The following is a 22,998-nucleotide window of genomic DNA, read 5'->3' on the forward strand; positions in this document are numbered from 1 at the left end:
CAATGAATGAAACCAATGTTCTGATGCGCATCCAGGGCCTTACGACCAATTTCCACACCCATGCGGGTGTTGTCCATGCCGTGGACGACATGACCCTGACTGTTCCAAGGGACTCTGTCGTTGGTATTGTGGGCGAGTCCGGTTCCGGCAAGACAGTGACGATGATGTCCGTCATGCGCCTCATCCCAAGCCCTCCCGGCCGGATTGAGGGCGGGCACGTGTGGTTTGATGGTGCAGCGCTGGGAATGCCGGACCGGATGGAGAAGGATGGTCCCGACAAGGGGATGGTCGATCTGCTGAGTCTTCCTGCCGAAGCAATGATGAGAGTACGAGGCCGTCACATCGGCATGATCTTCCAGGACCCGATGGTTTCCCTGAACCCGGTGCTGACCATCGGCCTGCAGATGACGGAGTCCATGGTGGTGCATGGCCTGGCCACGAAGGAGGAGTCCTGGAAGAGGGCCGTCGACATGCTTGCCCTGGTGGGCATTCCCAACCCCGAAGAGCGCATGCGTGACTATCCCCACCAGTACTCGGGAGGTATGCGGCAGCGCGTCATGATTGCCATGGCGCTTTCGTGCGGTCCCGAGCTGGTTATTGCCGACGAACCGACAACATCGCTGGATGTTACGGTTCAGGCCCAGATCCTGGAACTGATGAAGGAGTTGAAAGCGAAACTCAAGTCCAGCAGCATCATCATCAGTCATGACCTTTCCATCGTAGCCGGCATGGCCGACAAGGTTGTTGTCATGTATGCAGGACGCATGCTTGAAGAAGCGAATGTCTACGATCTGTACGAAAAGCCCGGGCATCCGTACACCATCGGACTCATGAAGTCCGTGCCGCGCCTCGACGCCGAGGACAGGGAACGTCTGATCCCTATCGAAGGGAGCCCCCCGGACCTGCTGGCTCCCCCCGTTGGCTGCAAGTTTGCTCCACGCTGCAAGTATGCCATGAACATCTGCCGGGAGCAGGAACCGCCGCTCGTCATCGTAGGAGAAGGGCATCGTGCCCGGTGTTTTCTCCACCATCCGACTGCGCCGGCAGTTCCTGGCTTTGTAAAGGTGGAATAGCGATGGATACCATTCTCAAGGTCGAGCATCTCAAGAAGTATTTTGCGGTCAATGTCGGCGGACCGTTTGCGCGACACATGGCCAGTCTAAAGGCTGTCGACGATGTTTCGTTTGAGGTCGGACGGGGCGAAACGGTAGGACTGGTCGGTGAGACGGGTTGTGGCAAGACGACTGTCGGCAGAACCATTGTGGGTTTGTATGCGCCGACGGCCGGTTCCATTACCTATTGTGGCGAAAACCTGTGCGCCCTGACGCGGGAAGCCATGCGCAAGGTTCGCAGCAAACTGCAGATGATCTTTCAGGACCCCTATGCGTCGCTCAATCCACGGATGACCGTAGGAAACATCATCGAAGAACCGATGGACATCTTCAGTATTGGAACCATTGCCGAACGACGGGAGCGCGTTCAGGAACTGTTGCGCACGGTTGGACTCAATCCGGAACACGCCAACCGGTTTCCACATGAGTTTTCTGGGGGACAGCGTCAGCGGATCGGCATCGCTCGAGCTCTGGCCATGAATCCGGAGTTCATTGTTGCGGACGAACCCATCTCAGCTCTTGATGTCAGTATCCAGGCTCAGATTGTGAATATGCTCGAAGATCTGCAGCAGAACCTGGGACTGACATATCTGTTCATCGCCCATGACCTCGCGATGGTCAAGCATATCAGCGATCGCGTGGTCGTGCTGTACCTGGGCAAGATTGTCGAGGTGGATGAGAGCAAGGATATCTACAAACATCCGTTGCATCCGTATACGAAGGCTTTGCTCTCAGCGGTGCCCATTCCCGATCCGCGGGTTGAGATGCGGCGCCAGCGTATTGTGCTCAAGGGAGACCTTCCCAGTCCTATCAATCCACCGAGCGGGTGCCACTTCCGGACGCGGTGCCCCATTGCACAGCCGCTATGCGCTGAGCAGGAGCCTGAGCTGCGCGACATGGGGTCTGGTCACGTGGTCGCCTGTCACTTCGTGGACTAGCGGGCTTTCTGTCAAGTCTCATGGGGCCGGCCGAAAGGCCGGCCCCTGTCTGCTCCGGATCCAGTCAGGGCTCGCTGAGGTTGGAAAACCCGAGAATCTGCATATAACTCAAGAGAAGCGGTTTCTGACAACCCGCAAGCCACCTGCGCAGGTTGTTGACAGTAATCATGGAACGTGGGAGGAACAATGGAGGAATTTGAGAAGACCCTGAGCCGACAGCAGGCGGCCATCGAGGCCGAGCGTTGTCTCTATTGCTACGATGCGCCATGCCAGGAGAAGTGTCCAGCGCACGTTCCAGTGCCCGAGTTCATTCAGTCGATTCGCAGCGGGAACTTGCACGGTGCGCGGACCCTTCTGCAGAGTGCTCATCCATTCATCGAGACCTGTGGCCGCATTTGTCCCGAAGAAGCGTTTTGTCAGTCAGTCTGCACGCGGTCGAAGATAGACGCGCCCCTGTGCATCCGGGAGCTGCATCGATTCGTAACAGACTCGACCGACCCATCTGATCGCATGGAGCTGCCCGAAGCCACTCTGGGCAAGGTTGCCATCATCGGGGCTGGTCCTGCGGGACTTGCCTGCGCCCGCGAGCTCAGGGTCAGGGGATTTGCCTGTGACGTGTTCGAGGCTCGCCAGGTGGGTGGCGTGCCCAGTCAGGAAGTGTCCACGCATCGTTATCCGCGCGAGGTCGGCGAACGGGAAGTCCGCTTCCTGACGTCCGCATTCATCGCAAACGTCCGTACGGAGCGCGTGACAGACGTGAAACCTCTGGTTGCTGACTATGATGCCGTTTTTGTCGCAACGGGACTGCCCTGTGAGAGTGACATGAACGTTGAAGGCACTCAGCTGGCGGGCGTGCATCACGCCCGTGAACTCCTGCGCACGATGAAATCCGGCGCAATCAGCGGTGCAGGAAACCGCGTTGGGGTCATCGGCGGCGGGAATGTCGCAATCGAGGTAGCGTCCATGCTCCGTGAAGAAGATCCGACACGCGACGTTACGGTGGTCTACCGTCGTGGCATCAAGGAGCTGAAGGCGTTCAAGAGGGAGATCGAAGAAGCCACGGCGCTCGGCGTGACCTATCAGTTCCTGGCGATCCCCGACAAGGTTGTTGGCAACCGTCATGTTGAGGGTCTGCAGGTCACTCAGGCTCATCTGTGCGGAGAGGACGAGTCCGGCCGTTGCAGGTTTGAGCCCCTGCCAGGGTCGAGCTTCATCATACCACTTGACACGGTGGTCGTCGCTATCGGGCAGCGCGTCGATGAGGGCGTGTTCCCTGGCCTCGCTCGCAGCGACTCAGGACTCATCAGCGTAGGGGACAGCATGGAGACCAGCATGCCGGGCGTCTATGCCGGCGGCGATGCGGTTCATGGTGCCCAGACTGTTGTGGAGGCCGTGCGTGACGGCAAGAAAGCGGCGGGGGGAATTGCCGCGTTTGTGGCAGGAGGCGAGTGATGTATCGAGAACACGACCTTTCGTATGATTTCCTGGGCATACATCTCGAGAACCCCTTCATTCTGTCCGCGGCTCCGCCCACGGACGAGCTGGATATGGCTATCGATGGACTGAAGGCAGGATGGGCTGGAGTCGTCCTCAAGACGACGTCTGTCGAGAGCAACCCCGTCAACCTGAAATACCCTATGATGTCGTCGTTTGGCACGGCTGCGCACAAGCTGTGGGGACTGGGCAACATCGACCTCATCTCGCAGTATCACATCGATGAGATCTGTGAGCGAGTCACAACACTCAAACACTTGTTCCCGACCAAGATGATTGCTGCTTCCATCATGGGGTCAAAGAAGGAAGACTGGCAGTCTTTGGTGTGGCAGCTCAAGAAGGCCGGCGTCGACCTCATCGAGTGCAGTTTCAGCTGTCCGCAGGGCAGCATGGGTGAGGCCCCTGGTCGCATGCTGGCACAGAGCGTCGAGGCGACAGAGAAAGTAGCTCGCTGGGTCAAGGAAGCTGCCGGAGAGACACCCGTGCTCATCAAGATCACCCCTCAGGTCACGGATATTGTCGAGATCGCAAGGGCACTGAAGCGGGCCGGTGTCGATGGTGTCACGGCAAGCAACTCGGTGCCCGCACTGATCGGGGTCGACGTCGAGACGCTTGAACCACGCCCTTCTCTCTTTGGCGAGGGGGCATACTCAGGGATGACGGGCATGGCGATCAAGCCCCTCACTCTCCGCGCCATTGCAGAGATTGCCCGCAACGTAGACATCACCATCAGTGGAAACGGCGGTGCCTACTCCTGGAGCGATGCGGTGGAGCTGATGGCTGTCGGAGCTTCCAACGTGCAGTTTTGTACGCTCCCGATGCACTATGGGTTTGGCACGATACGAGATCTCAAGAGCGGTCTTGCAGACTTTCTGGACCGCAAGAGCTATGCATCGCCCCTGGACATTGTCGGCAAGGCGCTCAAGAGCATCAAGGGCCAGGAAGAGCTGGTCACGCCTCACTCTCATTCGGACATCGACGTTGAAACGTGCATCGGCTGTGGCAACTGTTTCCGAGCCTGCAGCGATGGAGCTCATAGAGCGATTCTGTGGGATGCCGAGAAGAGGAAGCCCTCCGTGGATGACGAGAAGTGCCCTGGGTGCGGCCAGTGCATGCAGGTATGCCCGGTAAACGCCATCCGGATGAAGGAGGAACTGGACGGCAAGGTCCACTACTTCGAATTCAAGGGTACTCGCTAGGCCTGATTCGAGCCCCTCCGTCCCCTGTGGCGCTTGCCGCAGGGGACATTCGCATGTGCCGCTGGTTGAGTGCTTTCGTGAACACCGTATACTTACAAAGAGTGTTTGCCACGTTCATTTGCCAGCCGAAATCTTGAGGAGGTAGTATGAGCAATGATGAACGGTTCTCGACCTTGCGGTCGAAAAGAGAGCAGATCATCGCGGGTGGAGGCCCCGCTCGTGTCAAGAAACAGCACGAAGCCGGTAAGTTGACTGCACGCGAGCGCATCGAGCTCCTGCTGGACCCAGGGTCATTCCAGGAAGAGAACGTCTTCGTGAGCCACCGGAATACCGGGTTCGGACTGGACAAGCAGGAGTTGCCCGGCGATGGTGTGGTCACTGGTCACGGATACGTCGATGGTCGCCTCATCTTCGTCTACTCTCAGGATTTTACTGTCGCTGGGGGCTCACTCGGCGAGATGCACGCGGCCAAGATTGCTCATGTTCAGGACCTTGCTTTGAAATTTGGAGCCCCCATTGTCAGCATCAGTGACTCCGGTGGAGCTCGGATCCAGGAGGGAATTGACTCGCTGAAGGGCTACGCCAGCATCTTCTACCGAAACACGATCAGCTCGGGAGTCATTCCCCAGATTTCCATGATCGCGGGCCCCTGTGCCGGTGGCGCAGTGTATTCACCAGGTATCATGGATTTTGTCGTCATGACCGACCAGGCTCGCATGTTCATCACCGGCCCCAAGGTCATCCAGAGTGTCACGGGCGAAGAAGTCACAGACGAGGAGCTTGGGGGTCTGACGGTACACGCGGAGAAGAGCGGCAACGTTCACCTGGCGGCAGCCAATGATCAGGAAGCCATCCAGCAGATCCGCGAGCTCCTGTCCTATCTGCCTGCGAACAACAGCGAAGACGCTCCTGTGGCACAGAGCGACGACCCCGTCGATCGAAGCACCGCCGAAATCGGCGACATCATCCCTGTGGAAGCGAACAAGCCGTACGACGTGCGCAAGGTCATAGGGAGTCTGGCAGACCAAGGCAAGTTCTTCGAGATAGCTGAGGGTTTCGCAAAGTCGATCTGCGTAGGCTTCGCGCACATGGGCGGGCAAGTCGTGGGAGTGGTTGCCAATCAGTCCAGGTCGATGGCAGGAGTCTTGAACATCGACAGTTCGGATAAGGCGGCCCGCTTCGTCCGGTTCTGCGATGCATTCAACATTCCGCTGCTCACCCTGGTGGATGTCGGCGGATACCTTCCGGGCGTCGATCAGGAGTACGGGGGTATTATCCGGCACGGAGCCAAGCTTCTCTACGCCTTCTCGGAGTGCACCGTGCCCAAGGTAACGGTGATCCTGCGCAAGGCATATGGTGGAGCGTACATTGCGATGTCGTGCCGGGACCTCGGCGCAGATTTCGTGTTTGCCCTTCCCTCTGCCGAGATCGCCGTCATGGGCGCAGATGGCGCTGCCCAGATCATTTTCTCGAAGGAGATCCGCGAGGCAGCAGATGCGGACGCCACTCGTCAAGAGCTCATTGCCGACTACAAGGATAAGCTCTACAACCCCTATGTGGCCGGAGAGCGCGGTCTCGTCGACGACATTCTGGAACCGTCCCAACTGAGAAGCCGCGTCATCCGATCGTTCAGAGCTGCAGCGAACAAGCGCGAGGAACGACCGACGCGCAAGCACGGGAACATCCCGCTGTAGGAAGGACAGCTATGATTCGTATGGATGTGCACGGGCAGGACGTGACCGATGAGGAGTTGGCTGTCGTTGCAGGAGCAGCATTGGCTGCGGCCGAAGAAAACGAAAGCCCTGCCTTTCTGGCCGATTTGTCCGCACTTGACGACGCCTCTGCAGCGGCAGTCATGGCCGCTCTGGCTGCTGCCGGAGTGTCGTTCCAGCAGCCAGAACCGCCGTTGCCCCCTGCTAACGCGGCATGGAGACGACCACCGCATGAACAATCAGTCAGGCCGCGCTGGCGCTGACGGGAGGATAGACAATGAAAAAGTACAGGATCACCGTTAACGGTAAGACGTTTGACGTCGACGTGGAAGAGGTAGGCGCGCAGAAATCCGGATATTCGCCAGTGTCAGCTCCGGCGGCCGTTGCCCCTGCGCCTGTTCCTGCACCAAAGGCAGTGGCTGCTCAGGCACCTGCCGCGAGCCCGGCGACCCCAAGAACCGCTGCTCCGGGAGGTGGCGCGACAGCCATGAAGTCACCGCTGCCTGGCAAGATCCTGAAGGTCATGGCGACGCCTGGAAGCTCATGGAAGAAGGGCGACACCCTCCTGGTCATTGAGGCCATGAAGATGGAGAACGAGATTCTCGCTCCGCGCGACTGCACGGTCGAGGAAGTAGCCGTCGAGGCCAACCAGACTGTCAAGACTGGGGATCTTCTGCTCAAGCTTGCCTGAAAGGCAGTAGCCTTGTCAGGTAGGACACTCCTCGGAGACATCGGTACACGAGGAGTGTCCGGCATTGTTGGAGAAGTTGTCCAGTCTTGTACAATGACTACAGGAAGCACACTTCGAGGAAAAGCGGGGTAGCGTATGTCAGAGTTGCTGCGTGGTATTGTGGGCATGGCAGACTGGCGCGTATGGGCGATGTTCGGCGTCGGTCTTGCGCTTATTTGGCTCGCAGTGAAGAAGGAGTATGAGCCGAATCTCCTTCTGCCCATGGGCTTTGGTTGCCTGCTGGCCAACATCCCGTTTTCGTCGGCGGTCGGCGGTGGCTTCCTGGACGTCTTGTTCAAGGGTGGTATCACGAATGAGCTTTTCCCCATCCTCATCTTCATCGGCGTGGGAGCCATGATCGATTTCGGTCCACTCCTGCAGGATCCCGAGATGTTGTTCTTTGGGGCGGCAGCGCAATTCGGAATCTTCTTTACCATGATGCTGGCTCTGCTGGTCGGACGCATCCCCGGCGTCATGGGCATTCCAGGTCTCAGAGAGGCTGCTGCAATCGGAATCATCGGGGCAGCCGACGGACCGACGGCGATCTATGTCGCTACGCGGTTTGCTCCGGCCTTGCTGGCCCCGATCACCGTGGCCGCCTATTCGTACATGTCGCTTGTCCCAATCATTCAACCACCGGTCATTCGGGCGCTCACGACCCGCGAAGAGCGCATGATTCGCATGGAGAACCCTGAACACGAGGTCTCGAAGACGGTGAAAGTCATCTTTCCCATTGCTGTCACGCTCATCGCCGGCATCATAGCGCCCATGTCCGTGGCGCTGATCGGCAGCCTCATGTTTGGCAACCTGCTGCGCGAATCCGGCGTAACGGAGCGTCTCTCCAAAACTGCTCAGAACGAGCTTTCCAGCTTGGTGACCATCTTGCTGGGCATCACGATAGGGTCCTCTATGGGAGGGAAGCAATTCCTGAATCCGACGACGCTCCTCATCATCGCGATGGGTCTCATTGCCTTTGTGTTCGACACCGCGGGTGGAGTCCTCTTCGCGAAGTTAATCAACCTGTTCCGGAAACGAAAGATCAACCCGATGATCGGCGCGTGCGGCATATCGGCGTTCCCGATGTCTGCCCGCGTCATCCAGAAGATGGCGCAACAGGAGGATGGCAGCAATTTTATCATCATGCATGCTGTTGGCGCCAATGTGGCAGGGCAGATCGCCTCCATCATCGCAGGAGGCCTGATCCTGGCCCTGGTGCGGTAGGAGGTGGCTGTGGATCCTGTTGTTGCCGAAGGTCTCCGCATCAGCGGACTGAGCTATGTCCTCATCTTTGTCGTGCTGGGGATCTTCTACGGTCTCATCAAGCTTCTGTTGAAGATGTTCCCTCGAAGGGACGATTCGGCGTAACCGGTAACACGAGTTTCCGCCCGTAACGGACTCGTGAAGGAGGCTGGAGTGAAGAAGCTTCGGATGATTCTTGCCTTGACCATGGCAGTGACGATGGCAGTGTCCGGTTGTGGTCCGCGTAGCGTGGTACGGCCCACGATCATCTCGGGGACGATCAAGCCGGTAGCCCTGATCGCTCAGGCTATCGCTGGCACCGCGTTGCAGGTTCAGGTTCTTGCCGGAGACGACGGAGCACCTCTCCAGAATGCGCAGGAACTTGCCTCCGCGAGTGCTGTCGTTTTTCAGACCGGAACCTCTATCGATACATGGTCCAGCGAGATGGTTCAGGAGAGCGTGCGCTTGGTTAGTCTCTCTGCCGCATTGGACAAGGGCACGTCGGACGGTTCATGGTTGTCTTTTCGGGATTCCGCAGACATGGCTCGCCTGATGCGCGATACGCTGGATGCCCTGTATCCGGAGCTGAAGGAGCAGTTCGACTCGCGATATGCAGTGTTTATGGACCAGTGCAGCCAGGCGGATGGTCGACTGAAACGGCTGGTCTGGAGTGCTGGTACCAGGGCGTTCCTCGCAGGGGACACAACGTGGTCAAGAGCAGCCGGGGACTTCGGGCTGCGGGTTGTGGTTCAGCCAGGCCTGAAGGGCCTGGACCTCTCGGGAGCAGAGGCGGCCTCGAGAGTTGCCGAATGGGGGTCCGGAGAGAAGACCTGGGTCGTCGTCGTGAATGTCACCCCTGGAGGCAGTACCGGAGTCAGCCGGCAGTCAAACGGCATCGTTGCCTGCAGTCTGGACGCTCTCGGCGCAACTGCTGAAGGTGCCTTCGTGCCTTGGCTCGAACATCAGCTGACGCTCCTCGGGTCGGCGATCGGGAAGTAGGCACGCGCAGGCCACGAGGCACGAGCTCGACACCTCTCGGAAGGGCTGGGAGTACTGTTCTGGACTGTGACGGTTTCTCGATATTCCTTTTGCTTTTTGCCCCCACGCATTCTATACTGTTGACCTGGGAAGGGCTGGGGGTCGTCGCTTGACACCATGTGCTTCTGGTTGTGTCGTTCCTGCATGGTTGCCTCCAGGAGGGGCTCTGCACGTCTTGCAGGGCATTCTGGCTGAATGTATGCCATGGAACCACGAATCTGCGGTCGAGGTCTGGAAAGAGGAGGAAACATGAAGGAAGTCTACGAAGTCAGAATGCATGGCAGAGCAGGCCAGGGAGCCAAGTCGGGGTCCCAGTTGCTGGCCGAGGCAGCGTTCAGTGAGGGCAAGTACATCCAGTCTTTCCCCGAGTATGGGTCTGAGCGTCGTGGGGCTCCGACGGTCTCGTACACGAAGATCGCCGAAAAGGTGCTCAGGAGCCATGAGCCGATTGTCACCCCCGATGTCGTCATGGTGCTCGATTTTGGCATCATGCGCTCCATTGCGGTGGCAGCGGGGTTGCCTGACACCGGCATCCTCATCGTCAACACCAAAGTCTGTTCCGCTGAGATTAAGAAGTTGGCGCAGTTCAACGGCACCCTGTACGGTGTCGACGCTACTGGCATCTCGCTGGAGTTGCTGGGCATGGACACACCCAACGTGCCAATGCTTGGGGCACTCGTGAAGTTGACCGGCATCGTCAAGATGGAGTCGCTGGAGAATGTCTTGCGCGAGCACTTCCTGCCAAAGATAGGCGAAGAGAAGGTACAGAAGAATATCAGCATGCTCCGAAAGGGCTATGAGGAGGTGTTCAAATGAGCGAAAGAAAGGCATGGCAGGAACTTGGACTTGGCGTGGAGCTGCCGGCAGCTACATCGCTTGGCTACAAGACCGGTGGCTGGCGTGTTCTGCGTCCTGTCTGGAACGCTTCCGAATGTACTCATTGCATGATTTGTGTGGGCTACTGTCCCGATATGGCTATTCCCGTCAGACAGACGGATGAGGGCGTGCCTGGCAAGGGTGGGCGGGTCTTCAAGGGAGTGGTGCGCCTGGACAGCAACCTTGATTACTGCAAGGGATGCGGTATCTGCGCCCATGAGTGTCCGACCAAGTGCATCAGCATGATTCGCGAAGAAGAGGCGGAGCAAGCCGCCTGCAAGCTGTAGGGAGGAGATGTCATGAGAGTGAAGAAAGCGATTACGGGAGCACAGGCAGCTGCTGAAGCGATGCGCCAGATCAACCCCGACGTCGTCGTCGCCTACCCGATTACGCCTCAGACGCCGATCGTGGAGCAGTTTGCAGAGTATGTCGCAGACGGAATTGTCGATACAGAGATGGTGCCCGTTGAGTCAGAGCATTCAGCTATGTCAGCAACTGTCGGGGCAGAGGCAGCGGGAGCCCGTGCCATGTCGGCGACCTCGTCCCAGGGGCTTGCCCTGATGTGGGAGATCGTTGCCGCGACACCAGGCCTCCGGCTGCCCATTGTCATGTCGCTGGTCAACCGGGCGCTATCCGCCCCGATCAATATCCACTGTGATCATTCGGATGTCATGGGGGTGACCACTGTCGGCTGGATTCAGATCTTCAGTGAGAATGCGCAGGAAGTCTACGAGAACTTGCTGCTCGCCATCCGTGTCGCCGAAGACCCGAGGGTGCAACTGCCGGCCATGGTCAACCAGGATGGGTTCATCACCAGCCATGCGGTGGAGCCAGTCGAGATCTTCGATGATGCTCTGGTACGGAAGTTTGTCGGCGTGCGGTCGCTGGACCGTGCTCTGCTGGATGTCGAGCATCCGAAGAGCGTCGGACCGTTGGTCCTGCCGGACTACTATTTTGAGTTCAAGCGCGCTCAGGAAGAGGCAATGAGCAAGGTATTCGAAGTCTATCGTGAGGTCGGCACCGAGCTCTCAGCGATCACCGGCAAACAGTACCCATTCTTCGAGACCTATCGTACCGACGATGCGGAAGCTGTGGTCGTCGTTCTCAATTCGGCTGCAGGCACTGCGAAGGCTGCCGTCGACGCCATGCGTGCCCAGGGCAAGAAGGTCGGGATGCTCAAGCCGATTCTCTTCCGGCCGTTCCCGTACGCTGAGATCCGCGACGCTCTGAAGGATGCTCCCGTCATCGGTGTTCTCGATCGATCGATGGATTTCGGCGCCTATGCTCCGGTCTACACCGAGTTTCGCAATGCGCTGTGGGAACTGGACAAGCGACCGGCAATGCAGAGCTACATCTATGGGTTGGGTGGTCGCGACATCATGACCACGGAAATCGAGGCCGTTTTCGAGGAACTGCTGTCCGGCAAAGTCGACCCGGAGCATCAGCGGTACATCGGACTGAGGGGGTAGCAGACATGCCTACGCTGCAAGAAATCGCTTTGAAGACGAGTGGTGCTGATGCCCGAATCGTGTCCGGCCATCGGATGTGTTCCGGTTGCAGCATTGGACCTCTCATCAAGACTGTTCTCGCTGCCTCCGACAAGCCAGTCATCGTACTCAGTGCGACAGGCTGTCTTGAGGTTGTAACGACGATCTATCCGTTTACGGCTTGGAATACACCATGGATGCATGTGACATTTGAGAACGCAGCTTCGGTTGCCGCAGGTGTTGAAGCCGCGTACAAGGCTCTGAAACGTCGCGGCAGGATCGAGGGTGATGTCAACATCCTTGCGGTTGGCGGCGATGGCGGTACGTACGACATCGGATTCCAGGCCCTGTCTGGAGCGCTTGAGCGCAGACACAAGTTCATGTACCTTGTCTACGATAATGAGGGCTACATGAACACCGGCAACCAGCGCAGCGGTGCGACCCCGTTCGGTGCCAGCACGACCACCGTTCCGGCGGGGAAGGTCAGCTTCGGCAAGCCACAGTGGCGAAAGAACCTCGTGGAGATTGTTGCGGCCCACCGTATTCCATACGTCGGCCAGGCAGCAGTTCACAATACGCTGGACCTGTACAAGAAGGCGCAGAAGGGTTTCAATGCTGATGGTCCGACGGTTCTTGCGGTGCTGCAGCCCTGCACGACCAACTGGTCCTTTGATCCCGCACTTACCATGCTGTACTCCAAGCTGGCCGTCGAGACCAACTTCTGGCCACTGTACGAGGTCGAGAACGGTGTCGTGCATATCAACACCAAGCCCTCCAACCGCAAACCGATTGAGGACTTCCTCAAGGGTCAGACGCGGTTCAGACATCTGTTCAAGCCCGGGAACGAACACGTCATCGCTGAGATGCAGACCATGATCGACGATGAGTGGGCCCGTCTGCTCAAGATCGAGGAGTCCGGCATTCAGTTCTAACCGCCTGAGTCTCGCGTTGTATTCGTCAGCCCACCGGCTACAATGGCGGTGGGCTGATTGCGTCAGAGGAGCAACTCAATGACAACGAAGACCGTGTTCTACTCTATTGCGGGGCGTTCTCGAATGGTGGCTGAAGGCGCGGCGGCGGCACTGGATGCTCCGCTCTTTGGCCTGACCGATCGCTTCACCGCTCACCCTGCTGGATGGAAGCGTGCAGCGAGGCGAGCAGTCCGAGGCTTTGACCTGGGAGTACTGAACACCCCTGGCGTGTCATTCGACCAAGGGGACCGGCTTGTTCTCGTTTTTCCCTACTGGAACGGGGCCGTTGTGCCTGCGGTATCAGGATTTGTCCGCTCAGTCGAGCTAACTGGCGTCACCGTATTTCTGGTGATCACACGTCGTTTGAGCGGTGGCGACGAGCTGATATCCCAGCTCGAGGATGACGTTGTCAGGCAGGGAGGAACGATTGGCGGGATCTTCAGCCTTCGCACCCTGTGGCGGGCGCCGCAGCATCTTCGGTCGCTGGGAAGCCGTGTCGGACAGCGCATTGCGCGGGAAGCGCAAGGAGCGCCGTTCAGTCTCCAGGAGCTGCTGGAGGATGCCATCGAGGATGAGGTCGAAGCACGCGCTCGTTACCTGCAGCTTATCGAGATGACCCCCGACAGGCGCCTGAAAGCAACGTTCAGCTCGCTCGCGGCCGGCGAAGCCGCCCATGCTCAGCAACTACAGCAGTTGCACCGTGCATATGCGGGCGTTGTCTATGAGCCGAACAGGGAAGCCATCGCTCCTCTGAAGCCAGAGCAGGCTCTCGTTTATAGTGCTCTGCTCCAGGGACTCAGCGTTGCCGTAGAAGCCGAACGCAAGGCCTTCATGGGATACCAGGCGATCGCTGCCCGCTACCCCAGTCAGCCCGATGTTGTTCGCCACATGCTGACGCTGTCTCGCTCTGACCTCCGGCATTACAGAGATGTGAAAGGCATGTACAACGTGCTGAGCCGCCATCACTCCACGCGTTGACCTGTACTCACCGCTTTTTGCGTGTTGACTTTGCCCTGTTTGTGATACGCTGAAAGGAGCAACCATGCATTCGAGGCTGTTCTTCCACAGCAGGAAAAGGAGGTAGACAATGATTTATCTTGACAACTTCCGCAGTACGATGGTCGCGCCTGAGGTCTGGGAGGCGATGCGTACCGCTGCTATCGATAGATACGCGGTACCGGCAGCGTTCACGCAATGCGGCACTGGCGCCGCAGAACTCATAGAGAGAGCACAGAACCGGCTTGCAGCCGCTATTGGAGCGTCGCAGAACGAGGTCGTGTTTACGGGGAGCGCTACTGAGGCCATTAACATAGCTCTGTTGGGCTCGACGCGGGCACAGGCCATCGACAAACCGGAGATTGTGACCAGCGAGATCGAGTACCCGGCTACGCTTGCGGTGTACAAGGCGTTGGAGAAGGAAGGCTACACGGCTCACTACATCAAGGTCGACGGTGAGGGACGGTACGATGTCGATCAGCTTTCCTCTGTGCTGAACGAGCACACGGCGATGGTCAGCCTGATGGGCGTCAACCACATGATTGGCACGATCGAACCCTTGGCCAAGGCAGGGAACATCATTGCCGAGGCTTCAAAACACATTGGCCGCAAGATTCCATATCATGTGGATTTTGCCAGTGCACTGCAGACGCAGCGACTGGATGTCGATGAGGTGAAGGCAGATCTGGTGAGCTTTTCAAGCAACAAGATCCATGGTCCCAAGGGTGTCGGCGCTCTCTACGTTCGAAAAGGCACAAGAATACATCCTATCACCTTTGGCTCGGAGTCGTATTCTCCGCTTGTGCCGGGAACGCCCAACACGATGGGCATTGCAGGATTCGACAAGGCCATTGAATTACTGTACGCGACCTTCGACAAGGATGTTGAGCGCATGCGGAGCCTTATCAACCGTCTCGCAGCTGGCATCCGGGAGCGCATTCCGCATATTCTGCTCAACGGGCCGGAAGGCGCTGAGAGGGCGGCGTCGCATCTGTGTTATAGCTTCCTGTTCATCGAGGGGGAAGCGATCATGATGTTCCTCGATATGGACGAGATCGTGGTCGATACGGGTTCGGCCTGTGCGGCGGCGACGCTGAAACCGAACTACATTCTCATAGCGATCGGGCGCAATCACGAACAGGCGCATGGCTCGATCCGCTTCACGCTGTCTCGCTACAGCACTGAGGCTGACGTTGATGCTACCCTGGCAAAGCTCGTTCCAATCGTGGAACGCTTGCGCGCTCAGAGTACGATCAGGCCGCCTGCGCAATAAGGAGGTTACAATGGCAATCAAGTACACTGCGAAAGTCATCGAGCACTTCAAGAGCCCACACAACATCGGCGTGATCGAGAACGCCGACGCCTGTGCTACTGAAGGGTCGCCCGCGTGCGGCGACGAGATCACGGTCTACCTCAAGATTGACAAGGCAACCGACCGTATCGAGGACGTGAAATTCCAGTCCTACGGGTGTGCCTCCAACATAGCCACAGGTTCCATCATCACCGACTTGGCCAAGGGCAAGACGATCGATGATGCTGAGGCGATCACATGGAAACAGGCTGCCGACGAGCTGGGGGGCCTCCCCCCTGTCAAGATGCACTGCTCGGTTCTCGCTGTCGACGGACTCCGGTCGGCCATTCGCAAGTACAAGAAAGAAGTGAAGGGTATCGACTATGATTCCACACTTGACGTCAAGACCGTGACCGAGGAGCTGAAGCATGTGCTGTGGCCGCCAGTCGGGGTCGATATCATCACGCTCAAGATGGTCAAGTACATCGGCATTGACCAGGGTGCGGTCAGGGTCGAAGTCAGCATTGGCTCTGACGACAAGTTTCTTGACCCGACGATTGACGAGATCGTCGAACACGTCAGCAAGATCCGGGGGGTCAAGTCGGTCAACGTCGAGAACGTTTGAACAGTCTGTGTATCACGGAGGACTCAATTCGCCTGGAGGGAACAACAATGATCGATTTTCGTTCTGATACCGTTACGAAGCCTACACAGGCCATGCGCGACGCGATGGCGACGGCCGAGGTTGGCGACGACGTCTACCGCGAGGATCCCACGGTCGTCCGACTCGAAGACCTGGGCGCAAAGATGCTGGGCAAGGAGGCTGGGCTGTTCGTGGTGTCCGGCACGATGGGCAATCAGGTCGCCATCATGACGCACACACAACGTGGGGATGAGCTTATTACGGAAGCTGAGAGCCACATCTTCTACTATGAGGTTGGCGACATTGCGATGCTGTCGGGCGTGCAGGCACGACAGGTTCCAGGCAAGCGGGGCGTCATGGACCCGGATGATGTCAAGCATGCAATCCGCGACTCCGGCAACATTCATTTCCCACGTACGTCCCTTATTGCCATCGAAAACACTCACAATCGAGGTGGGGGCAAGGTATGGCCTATCGAGTATGTGCGCGAGATTGCGGCAGCGGCGCGTGAGCGCGGCATTGCCGTGCACATGGATGGCGCTCGGATCTTCAATGCGTCGATCGCCTCCGGCATCACGCCGGATGTGTGGTCGTCCTACGCCGATTCTGTCATGTTCTGTCTTTCTAAGGGCCTGTGTGCTCCTGTCGGATCGTTGCTTGTAGGGTCAAGAGACTATATTGAACGGGCGCGCAAGAACCGCAAGCGCTTGGGAGGCGGACTTCGTCAGGTCGGCATTCTGGCTGCTGCAGGTATTGTGGCGCTTGAGACGATGGTGGACAGACTGGCGGAGGACCATGCCAATGCGAAACTGCTCGCAGGCGAACTCGCCGGTATCGGGTATGGAACTGACCCGTCTGAAGCCGAAACCAACATGGCTATGGTCAACGTCAGTGCAAGTGGCCAAGATGCGGCGTCATTCGTGGCCGCGGTCAAGGGAAAGGGAATTCTATGCAATGCCGTCACACCGACTACTGTTCGACTGGTCACGCACCACGATGTGACAACCGATCAGTGTCGCGAGACCGTCGAGGTTTTCAGATCATTGTTGCACGCCTAGGCAACTATCCACGTCAAGGGGGAAACAGTGTTGGAACCCAAGCATGTCGAAGGAGTGCACAATAAGCACAAAGTCTTCCTCTATACGCTGACGACCTGCGGCTGGTGTCGCAAGACCAAGGCGTTGCTTCAGGAGCTGAGTGTAGGCTACGACTATGTCGATGTCGACGACCAGGAGGGCGGCAACAAAGAACTGGCCAAGCAGGGGGTCCTCAAGTGGAACCCAGCGTGCTCGTTTCCGACCATCGTGCTGGATGACAAGGATTGTGTCGTAGGTTTCCAGGAAGACAAGATTCGGGAGCTCGCGGCTGAATGAGCAGGATAGCGGACGAACGTGTCGCCGAGGTCTGGGAGAGGCTTGTCCTGGAGGCGCGGGAGGCAGGATACTCTATCAATCCTGACGACGCCTTTGCCAGGGATCTGGTCCGGGGCCTGCTGGAGAACGAGGCGCGCTACGGATATCGCGCCTGTCCCTGCCGTCTGGCATCAGGAGTACAAACGCGAGATATTGACCTCGTCTGTCCGTGTGACTACCGAGACGCCGATCTCGACGAATACGGTGCCTGCTACTGCGCACTGTATGTCTCGCCCGAGGTCAATCGTGGCGAGAAGACTGCCGCATCCATCCCGGACCGGCGTCCGGTCGGCGGGCTAACTGCAGACGCGAAGGAGATGGAACAGGTGCATGTGGCCGGGCTCGCCTTTCCAGTCTGGCGCTGCAAGGTCTGCGGATACCTGTGCGCAAGGCCGCAGCCTCCGTTGGTCTGTCCGGTCTGCAAGGCTGGCAAGGAGCGTTTCGAGCGCTTCATGTAGCAAGACAATATCATTGCGCCAAGAGCCGCCTTTTCCCGAAACGGGACTGGGCGGCTTGTGTTGTCCCTGAGGTCCGGATGACTTGCTGCTCATGCGAGCTCGTCATGAGCCGTGCGGGACGGGGGCCATCGCTGCGGCCCGTCATGACTGGATGGGGCGATAGCCAGTGCGTGAACACGGCCATCATCTGCCGTCGGCAGCAGGTAGCAGAGCGTGGCACACAACCACTTGACAAGAGAAATCCATTCTGGTATAGTCTCAACGTCGCGCCTTGAGGGTGCGTATGGACATTCGTGTATGTGGAGGTACGGCAATGGCAGACAACAGGATTTGCACCAACTGATGACAGGGGCGCTGTTGATTGGACAAGCTGCAGCCAGGAGTTTGCCACAGTAAACGCAGGACCGTCAATTCCTCAGTCACTGACTCTCACAGAGTCCGTCAGTAATCTCCCCTGTCATACAGTTCGCTTTTCCCCACACTTGTTCTGGAGGTAGCACTGTATGCATACAGCTATTCAAGTAGAGAACCTCACTCGTGTCTTCAACCAGAGAGGCAAGGCTCCTTTCCACGCGTTGCGGGGCGTCAGCTTCGATGTCTCGTATGGCGAGATCTTTGGCCTTCTGGGCCCGAACGGCGCCGGCAAGACCACGACCATCAAGATCATGTCGACGTTGTTGCTCCCGACGTCCGGGCGCGTCACTGTGGTGGGGTTTGACGTTGAGCGGGACTACGCTCGTGTACGTCCTTTCATAAGCCTGATTTCGGGGGGCGAGACCTCTGGATACGGCATACTCAGGATCGAGGAGCAACTCTGGATGTTCAGCCAGTTCTATGGCATGGAGACGCCAGTCGCCCGCAGCAGAATCGAGCACTACCTTCGCATGGTAGGAATGTGGGACGACAGACGTCAGCAGATGAACCGTTTGTCCACAGGCATGCGGCAGAAGGTGAATCTTGTGCGCGGTCTTGTCACGGACCCGAAGGTGCTGTTTCTTGACGAACCAACGCTGGGAGTTGATGTGGAGGCAAGCGTCGTCATCCGCGGTATTATCCGAGACTGGGTGATCGAGAAGCAGGAACGCTCGGTCATTCTCACGACGCACTACATGGCAGAAGCGGACGAACTGTGTTCGCGCGTAGCCATCATCAACCGCGGCCTCATTCTTGCCAATGCGGCCCCGTCCCGCCTCAAGCAGGACCTGGACAGCAGGGCGCACTACGAGATCACGGTGGATCGGATCAATCAGGAGCAGGTGGAGGGCATTGCGGCAGAGATGGGACAAGGAAATGACTTCTCCCTGAGCTCTGACAAGGTAACCAACAATCCCATGCTGGTCGCGCATTTGACCAGCGAAGGCGGTATTTCGCGCTTGATCGCTTTGCTGACCGAGCAATCTGTCTCTGTTGAGTATATGCGCAAGCTGGAACCGACGCTGGAAGACGTTTTCCTCAAGATGGTCGGCAGGAGGTTCGAAGATGAAGAAGCAGCTTCTCCTGTTTCTTAGGACGCTCAACGCGCGCGCCTACGTGCGCATTTTTGGACAGATGCGCGAGGCAACCTGGGTCGTCGCAAGCGTCCTGGGCGGTTTCTTCACGATGGCGACCTACATCTACCTCTACCGGACGCTTGGCACCGGTTCTGAGTTCAGCGGACTGGTGGTGCTGGGCGGGTTCATGACTCCCTTCTTCCTGAACGTTCTGTGGGGTGTTGCGACGCAGTTGTACTGGGAGAAGGAAATGGGGAACCTGGAGCTGATGCTTGTGAGCCCTGCTCCACTGTCCGCCTTCCTCGTCGGTCTGTCTGTCGGCGGCGCCATGCATACGATGCTGCGTTCTCTGGCGGTGCTGTTCTTTGGCATCGCAGTGTTCAAGGTGGAGTTCACAGTTCTGCACCTGCCCCTGGCACTGCTTGTCTTCCTCGTGACCCTGTTTTCGATGTATGGGCTGGGCATTGTGTTCTCGTCGCTGTTTCTCTACCACGGGCGCGACGCATGGCGGACTGCCGATCTCGTCATGGAACCGACGAACGTTCTGTCGGGATCCTACTTCCCCGCCAGATTTCTGGGATTGGGCCTGCTCGGTATCGCAGCGCTCATCCCGACGACACTTGGGCTCGACGCACTGAGGCAGCTTCTGGTCCCTTCATTCACAGCGAAGGTGCTGGACTGGCGATGGGAGTCACTCATCCTCATCGGGCTGGGTCTTGTGTTTGCGTTCATCGCATCGTGGGCACTGCGGTCTGTCGAGTACAAGGCCAGGCGCGATGCTCGCCTGACGCTCAGGTGGCAGTGATGAAGGGTTTCCTTGCTTCCATGTATGTCGGTTTGCAGATCGAGAGCAACTGGACGAAGAAGTGGGTGTGGCTGCTCTACCTTGCCGCATATCCAATCGGCAGCTTTCTTGCTGTCATCATCCTCTACGGTGTCTTCGGCCAGAAGACGGGGCTGCTTCCGTACGCACTGTACGGGACCATCTTCTACTACTCACTGAGCATGGTGTTCTTCGATATGGCGTTCAGTGTCCACGATGACCGAGAACACTATCAGACGCTGAAGTACATCTTCCTGTCGAGCACGTCGTACCGGACGTACCTGTGCGGTCGCGCCGCAACACGGTATCTGATCGCGCTCGCAGGAATCGCCATCAATCTGTGCTGGCTCGTTCCCGTGCTGCGTCTGCCGTTCCATCCCAACTGGGGATACCTGATAGCAGGCGCTGTCCTCGGGTATCTTGTGGCTGCCGGCCTGGGGTTGGCCATGGCTTCTGTGTTCCTCCTGACGATCAAGCTGGATGTCGACGTTGTCGACGCGCTCTTTGGGGGAATGTTCGTATTGAGCGGGGCATTGTTTCCTCCAACTGCTTTTCCAGTGGTGTTTGCAAGGATCGCAGAGTTTGTTCCCATGAGTCCGTTCATCGAACTCATGCGCCGGGCCATCTCGGGGAAGGTCCTTACCAGTTTTCTCTCCGACCTGTCGACGTTCCAGTTGCTGGGAAGAGTAGCCCTGTCGGCAGCAGTTCTGTTTGCGCTCGGGTCGGTTCTGGTCTCTTTCGGCAGTCGCCAGGCTCAGCAAAAGGGCTACATCGATGTGACCACGGCATTCTAGACCAAGAGGCAGCTTGGAAGCTCACGTCCGCCGTACCCGGAAAGGGTACGGCGGACGTGCACGTAGGGGAGGCTTCGATGGAGGTGTCAGGGTTTCTGGTCTCCTGGACGGAAGTCGGGTGCCCCTCCGAACCATTTGGCGTAGATGGTGTCGTACGTGCCATCGTTGGCCAGGTCCTGCAGGGCCTTGTCGACAGCGGCCTTCAGTTGCTTGTCTTCAAGGTGCATGGCGATGCCGTAGTACTGGGTGAGGTCAAGATCTTTCACCTTGAGCGTACGGATGACAGTGAGGGTTGGCGAGTCCTTCGCATAGAAGGCGCTGACTGGGAAGTCGTTGACGACAGCGTCGATACGCCCCAGTTTCAAATCGGCCATCGCCAGCTGGATATCAGGGTAGGACCGAACATCGGTCACACCGTCGATCATGCGTGCGCTCTGTTCGCCCGTGGTTCCGACCTGAGCGCCGACCCTCAGTCCTGCGAGGTCTGAAGGTCCTGCTATGGTATGGAGAGTCTTGTCGAATACGATGCCCATGTCCGCCCGGTAGTAGGGAATGGAGAAACTGACTTCCTTCTCGCGTTCGGGGGTGATCGTCATGGACGAAATGAGAACCTCGAACTTTCGCGTCTGAAGGGCAGGGATGATACCATCCCAGGCGGTGGTCACGATGTCCGACTTCAGCCCAAGCTTCTGGGCGACGGCGGCAATGAGTTCGATATCGAAGCCCGTCGGCTTATTGTTGCTGTCCGCGAATTCGAAGGGAGCGTAGGTTGTGTCGTTGCCGGCAGTCAGGGCGCCATCCTGCTTGACGCGGTCGAGGTCGGATAACGTGGCTGCAGGGCGGCAGCCTGAAAGGACCAGAAGACCTAGAACGAGTGCGACAGTGAAGACTGCACCCCACCGTGATGTACGAGTTCTGCTCATGTCTGACTCTCCTTGTTGTCAGGGTATGAAAAGACGGCACGACATACGTCGGGTCGTTACCAAGGGGCTGGTCGGCTGATTGGCCTGTAGCGTTGGTTGGGTGAAGTATAGGGATGGGTCAGAAAATGCAAGGAGAAACGTGCATAGAAGATGAAGAGAATGGGGAGACCGGGGTGCCGACCGGTCCGATTCCAGGGTTATCTGTGTTCGGACTTCGCCCTGGACATCACTCCCAGTCTGATGTAGTCGTCGGCCCGGCGATGGAGTTCCTGTATCTCCTCGTCTGAAAGAGATCGCACAGCGCGTGCGGGGACACCCATCGAGAGTGACCGGGCAGGCACGGCCCTGTTCTCAGGAACAAGCGCCGCGGCTGCTACCACTGCCTCGTCACCGACAATGGCTCCGGTGAGGACCGTGGCATGCATGCCCACCATGGCATGGTGGCCGATTGTACAGCCATGCAAGACGGCGCTGTGGCCTACGGTGGCGCCCTCGCCGACAATGAGAGGGACATCGATATCTACATGCCCCACCACGTTGTCCTGGACGTTGGCGTTGCGGTGCACGACGATAGGCGCAATGTCACCACGGAGGACCACTCCGTACCAGATGCTGGCGCCCTCCTCGACGGTCACATCTCCTATCAGCACGGCCGTGTCCGCGACAAATGCCGTGGATGCTACGGTTGGTGTCTTTCCGTCGAACGGGCGCAGAATCCCGGACATCAGTGTTCCTCCTTGTGCTGCAATCGCTTTGCATGAGTCTCAGCAATATCCGAGATAAGGCTCACACCGGCCAGGCCCAGTGCACTCATGCCACCAACAACCGCCATGACAGACCAACCCAGCGGCCTGCCGACGAGGTGCATGACAAAAGCTCCCACGAAGGCAGCGCAGGCAACCAGGACAAGACCGATGCCTGCTGCGGTCGCCAGGTGACTCGGCTCCCTTCGATGCTTTACTTTCTTCAAGGATTGCACAAAGTATAGAGTAGCACTGTTCTTTGCAGTGCGATATGGGGTAGCTCGCTCAGGTGACGGTTGCCAGAAATCTGAATCATGCAGGAGGAGAGAGGATGAAGAAGACAGCGTTTGCCCGTAGTGTCGTGTTGATGGTTGTTGCTGTAATGATCGTCACGGTCTTGACAGGATGCAAGACTCAGAGTGGAACACTCAACTGGGGGACAGACCCGACGTATGCGCCATTCGAGTACGCCGACGAAGCCAACAAGCCCACAGGGTTTGATGTCGAACTGATGGCAGCCATCGCAGCGAAGATGGGCCGGACCAGCAATTTAACCAGCGGGGCTTTTGACGGGCTTCTCCTTGCCCTGCAGGGAAAGAAGTTCGACGCGGTCTGCGCCGCCATGACGA

The 22,998-nt window shown here is 58.0% G+C and carries 25 protein-coding genes; 23 read left to right on the plus strand and 2 right to left on the minus strand.

Going from position 1 to position 22,998, the window contains the following annotated elements; translation table 11 throughout:
• Positions 1 to 2 precede the first annotated feature (2 nt).
• The 22 genes from C0398_05780 (at position 3) to C0398_05885 (ending at position 20,703) form a co-directional block, all read left to right on the plus strand.
• The gene (locus tag C0398_05780; GenBank protein MBA4365503.1) at positions 3 to 1,073 is read left to right on the plus strand and encodes a peptide ABC transporter ATP-binding protein; all 1,071 of its coding nucleotides are present in this window, start codon (positions 3 to 5) and stop codon (positions 1,071 to 1,073) included.
• Positions 1,074 to 1,075: 2 nt separating this feature from the next.
• On the plus strand, positions 1,076 to 2,050 hold the full coding sequence (locus C0398_05785; GenBank protein MBA4365504.1) for a peptide ABC transporter ATP-binding protein: 975 nt from the start codon (positions 1,076 to 1,078) through the stop codon (positions 2,048 to 2,050).
• A gap of 186 nt (positions 2,051 to 2,236) precedes the next feature.
• On the plus strand, positions 2,237 to 3,502 hold the full coding sequence (locus tag C0398_05790; protein ID MBA4365505.1) for a hypothetical protein: 1,266 nt from the start codon (positions 2,237 to 2,239) through the stop codon (positions 3,500 to 3,502).
• Entirely contained in the window at positions 3,502 to 4,743 is a 1,242-nt protein-coding gene (locus C0398_05795) for an NAD-dependent dihydropyrimidine dehydrogenase subunit PreA (GenBank protein MBA4365506.1), read from the plus strand. The genes C0398_05790 and C0398_05795 overlap by 1 nt, the downstream gene beginning before the upstream one ends.
• 146 nt (positions 4,744 to 4,889) lie before the next feature.
• Complete coding sequence (locus C0398_05800) at positions 4,890 to 6,437, plus strand: methylmalonyl-CoA carboxyltransferase (GenBank protein MBA4365507.1); 1,548 nt, start codon at positions 4,890 to 4,892, stop codon at positions 6,435 to 6,437.
• Positions 6,438 to 6,448: 11 nt separating this feature from the next.
• Positions 6,449 to 6,718: a hypothetical protein gene (locus tag C0398_05805; protein MBA4365508.1), complete on the plus strand. Its 270-nt coding sequence runs from the start codon at positions 6,449 to 6,451 to the stop codon at positions 6,716 to 6,718.
• Positions 6,719 to 6,732: 14 nt separating this feature from the next.
• Entirely contained in the window at positions 6,733 to 7,146 is a 414-nt protein-coding gene (locus tag C0398_05810; GenBank protein MBA4365509.1) for an acetyl-CoA carboxylase biotin carboxyl carrier protein subunit, read from the plus strand.
• 135 nt (positions 7,147 to 7,281) lie between these two features.
• Positions 7,282 to 8,406: a glutaconyl-CoA decarboxylase subunit beta gene (locus C0398_05815; protein MBA4365510.1), complete on the plus strand. Its 1,125-nt coding sequence runs from the start codon at positions 7,282 to 7,284 to the stop codon at positions 8,404 to 8,406.
• A gap of 192 nt (positions 8,407 to 8,598) precedes the next feature.
• A complete protein-coding gene (locus C0398_05820) occupies positions 8,599 to 9,423 on the plus strand; it encodes a hypothetical protein (GenBank protein MBA4365511.1) in 825 nt (274 codons plus the stop codon).
• Positions 9,424 to 9,711: 288 nt separating this feature from the next.
• Entirely contained in the window at positions 9,712 to 10,278 is a 567-nt protein-coding gene (locus C0398_05825; GenBank protein MBA4365512.1) for a pyruvate synthase, read from the plus strand.
• A complete protein-coding gene (locus C0398_05830) occupies positions 10,275 to 10,625 on the plus strand; it encodes a hypothetical protein (GenBank protein ID MBA4365513.1) in 351 nt (116 codons plus the stop codon). The genes C0398_05825 and C0398_05830 overlap by 4 nt, the downstream gene beginning before the upstream one ends.
• A 12-nt stretch (positions 10,626 to 10,637) precedes the next feature.
• Positions 10,638 to 11,807: a pyruvate ferredoxin oxidoreductase gene (porA, locus tag C0398_05835; protein MBA4365514.1), complete on the plus strand. Its 1,170-nt coding sequence runs from the start codon at positions 10,638 to 10,640 to the stop codon at positions 11,805 to 11,807.
• Between the two features lie 5 nt (positions 11,808 to 11,812).
• Positions 11,813 to 12,757 (plus strand): pyruvate ferredoxin oxidoreductase, encoded by a 945-nt coding sequence (locus C0398_05840; GenBank protein ID MBA4365515.1) that lies wholly within the window; start codon positions 11,813 to 11,815, stop codon positions 12,755 to 12,757.
• Between the two features lie 78 nt (positions 12,758 to 12,835).
• A complete protein-coding gene (locus tag C0398_05845) occupies positions 12,836 to 13,774 on the plus strand; it encodes a hypothetical protein (GenBank protein ID MBA4365516.1) in 939 nt (312 codons plus the stop codon).
• A 109-nt stretch (positions 13,775 to 13,883) separates the two neighbouring features.
• Positions 13,884 to 15,065 (plus strand): hypothetical protein, encoded by a 1,182-nt coding sequence (locus tag C0398_05850; GenBank protein ID MBA4365517.1) that lies wholly within the window; start codon positions 13,884 to 13,886, stop codon positions 15,063 to 15,065.
• Positions 15,066 to 15,075: 10 nt separating this feature from the next.
• Positions 15,076 to 15,708, plus strand: a complete 633-nt coding sequence (locus C0398_05855) for an iron-sulfur cluster assembly scaffold protein (GenBank protein MBA4365518.1) — start codon at positions 15,076 to 15,078, stop codon at positions 15,706 to 15,708.
• Positions 15,709 to 15,755: 47 nt separating this feature from the next.
• Positions 15,756 to 16,784 (plus strand): low-specificity L-threonine aldolase, encoded by a 1,029-nt coding sequence (locus C0398_05860; protein ID MBA4365519.1) that lies wholly within the window; start codon positions 15,756 to 15,758, stop codon positions 16,782 to 16,784.
• A gap of 30 nt (positions 16,785 to 16,814) precedes the next feature.
• On the plus strand, positions 16,815 to 17,099 hold the full coding sequence (locus C0398_05865) for a glutaredoxin family protein (GenBank protein MBA4365520.1): 285 nt from the start codon (positions 16,815 to 16,817) through the stop codon (positions 17,097 to 17,099).
• Positions 17,096 to 17,596 carry a ferredoxin:glutaredoxin reductase gene (locus tag C0398_05870; protein MBA4365521.1) on the plus strand — a complete coding sequence of 167 codons (501 nt, stop codon included), beginning with the start codon at positions 17,096 to 17,098 and terminating at the stop codon, positions 17,594 to 17,596. The genes C0398_05865 and C0398_05870 overlap by 4 nt, the downstream gene beginning before the upstream one ends.
• A gap of 503 nt (positions 17,597 to 18,099) precedes the next feature.
• On the plus strand, positions 18,100 to 19,104 hold the full coding sequence (locus C0398_05875) for an ABC transporter (protein MBA4365522.1): 1,005 nt from the start codon (positions 18,100 to 18,102) through the stop codon (positions 19,102 to 19,104).
• Positions 19,076 to 19,891 (plus strand): ABC transporter permease, encoded by an 816-nt coding sequence (locus tag C0398_05880; GenBank protein ID MBA4365523.1) that lies wholly within the window; start codon positions 19,076 to 19,078, stop codon positions 19,889 to 19,891. Before C0398_05875 ends, C0398_05880 begins: the two co-directional genes overlap by 29 nt.
• Positions 19,771 to 20,703, plus strand: a complete 933-nt coding sequence (locus C0398_05885) for a hypothetical protein (GenBank protein MBA4365524.1) — start codon at positions 19,771 to 19,773, stop codon at positions 20,701 to 20,703. Before C0398_05880 ends, C0398_05885 begins: the two co-directional genes overlap by 121 nt.
• Positions 20,704 to 20,789: 86 nt before the next feature.
• Here the strand turns inward: C0398_05885 and C0398_05890 are convergent, their stop codons facing one another.
• Together C0398_05890 and C0398_05895 are read right to left on the minus strand one after the other, a co-directional pair.
• Positions 20,790 to 21,626, minus strand: coding sequence for a basic amino acid ABC transporter substrate-binding protein (locus C0398_05890; GenBank protein ID MBA4365525.1), 837 nt, complete (start codon positions 21,624 to 21,626; stop codon positions 20,790 to 20,792).
• 197 nt (positions 21,627 to 21,823) lie between these two features.
• Positions 21,824 to 22,351 (minus strand): gamma carbonic anhydrase family protein, encoded by a 528-nt coding sequence (locus C0398_05895; GenBank protein MBA4365526.1) that lies wholly within the window; start codon positions 22,349 to 22,351, stop codon positions 21,824 to 21,826.
• A gap of 349 nt (positions 22,352 to 22,700) precedes the next feature.
• Between C0398_05895 and C0398_05900 the strand changes: the two genes are divergently transcribed.
• Positions 22,701 to 22,998, plus strand: a 298-nt coding sequence (locus tag C0398_05900; GenBank protein ID MBA4365527.1) for a basic amino acid ABC transporter substrate-binding protein, incomplete at its 3' end; no start/stop codon positions are given.

The organism is Coprothermobacter sp. (genome assembly GCA_013824685.1).
Classification (GTDB): domain Bacteria; phylum Caldisericota; class Caldisericia; order Cryosericales; family Cryosericaceae; genus Cryosericum.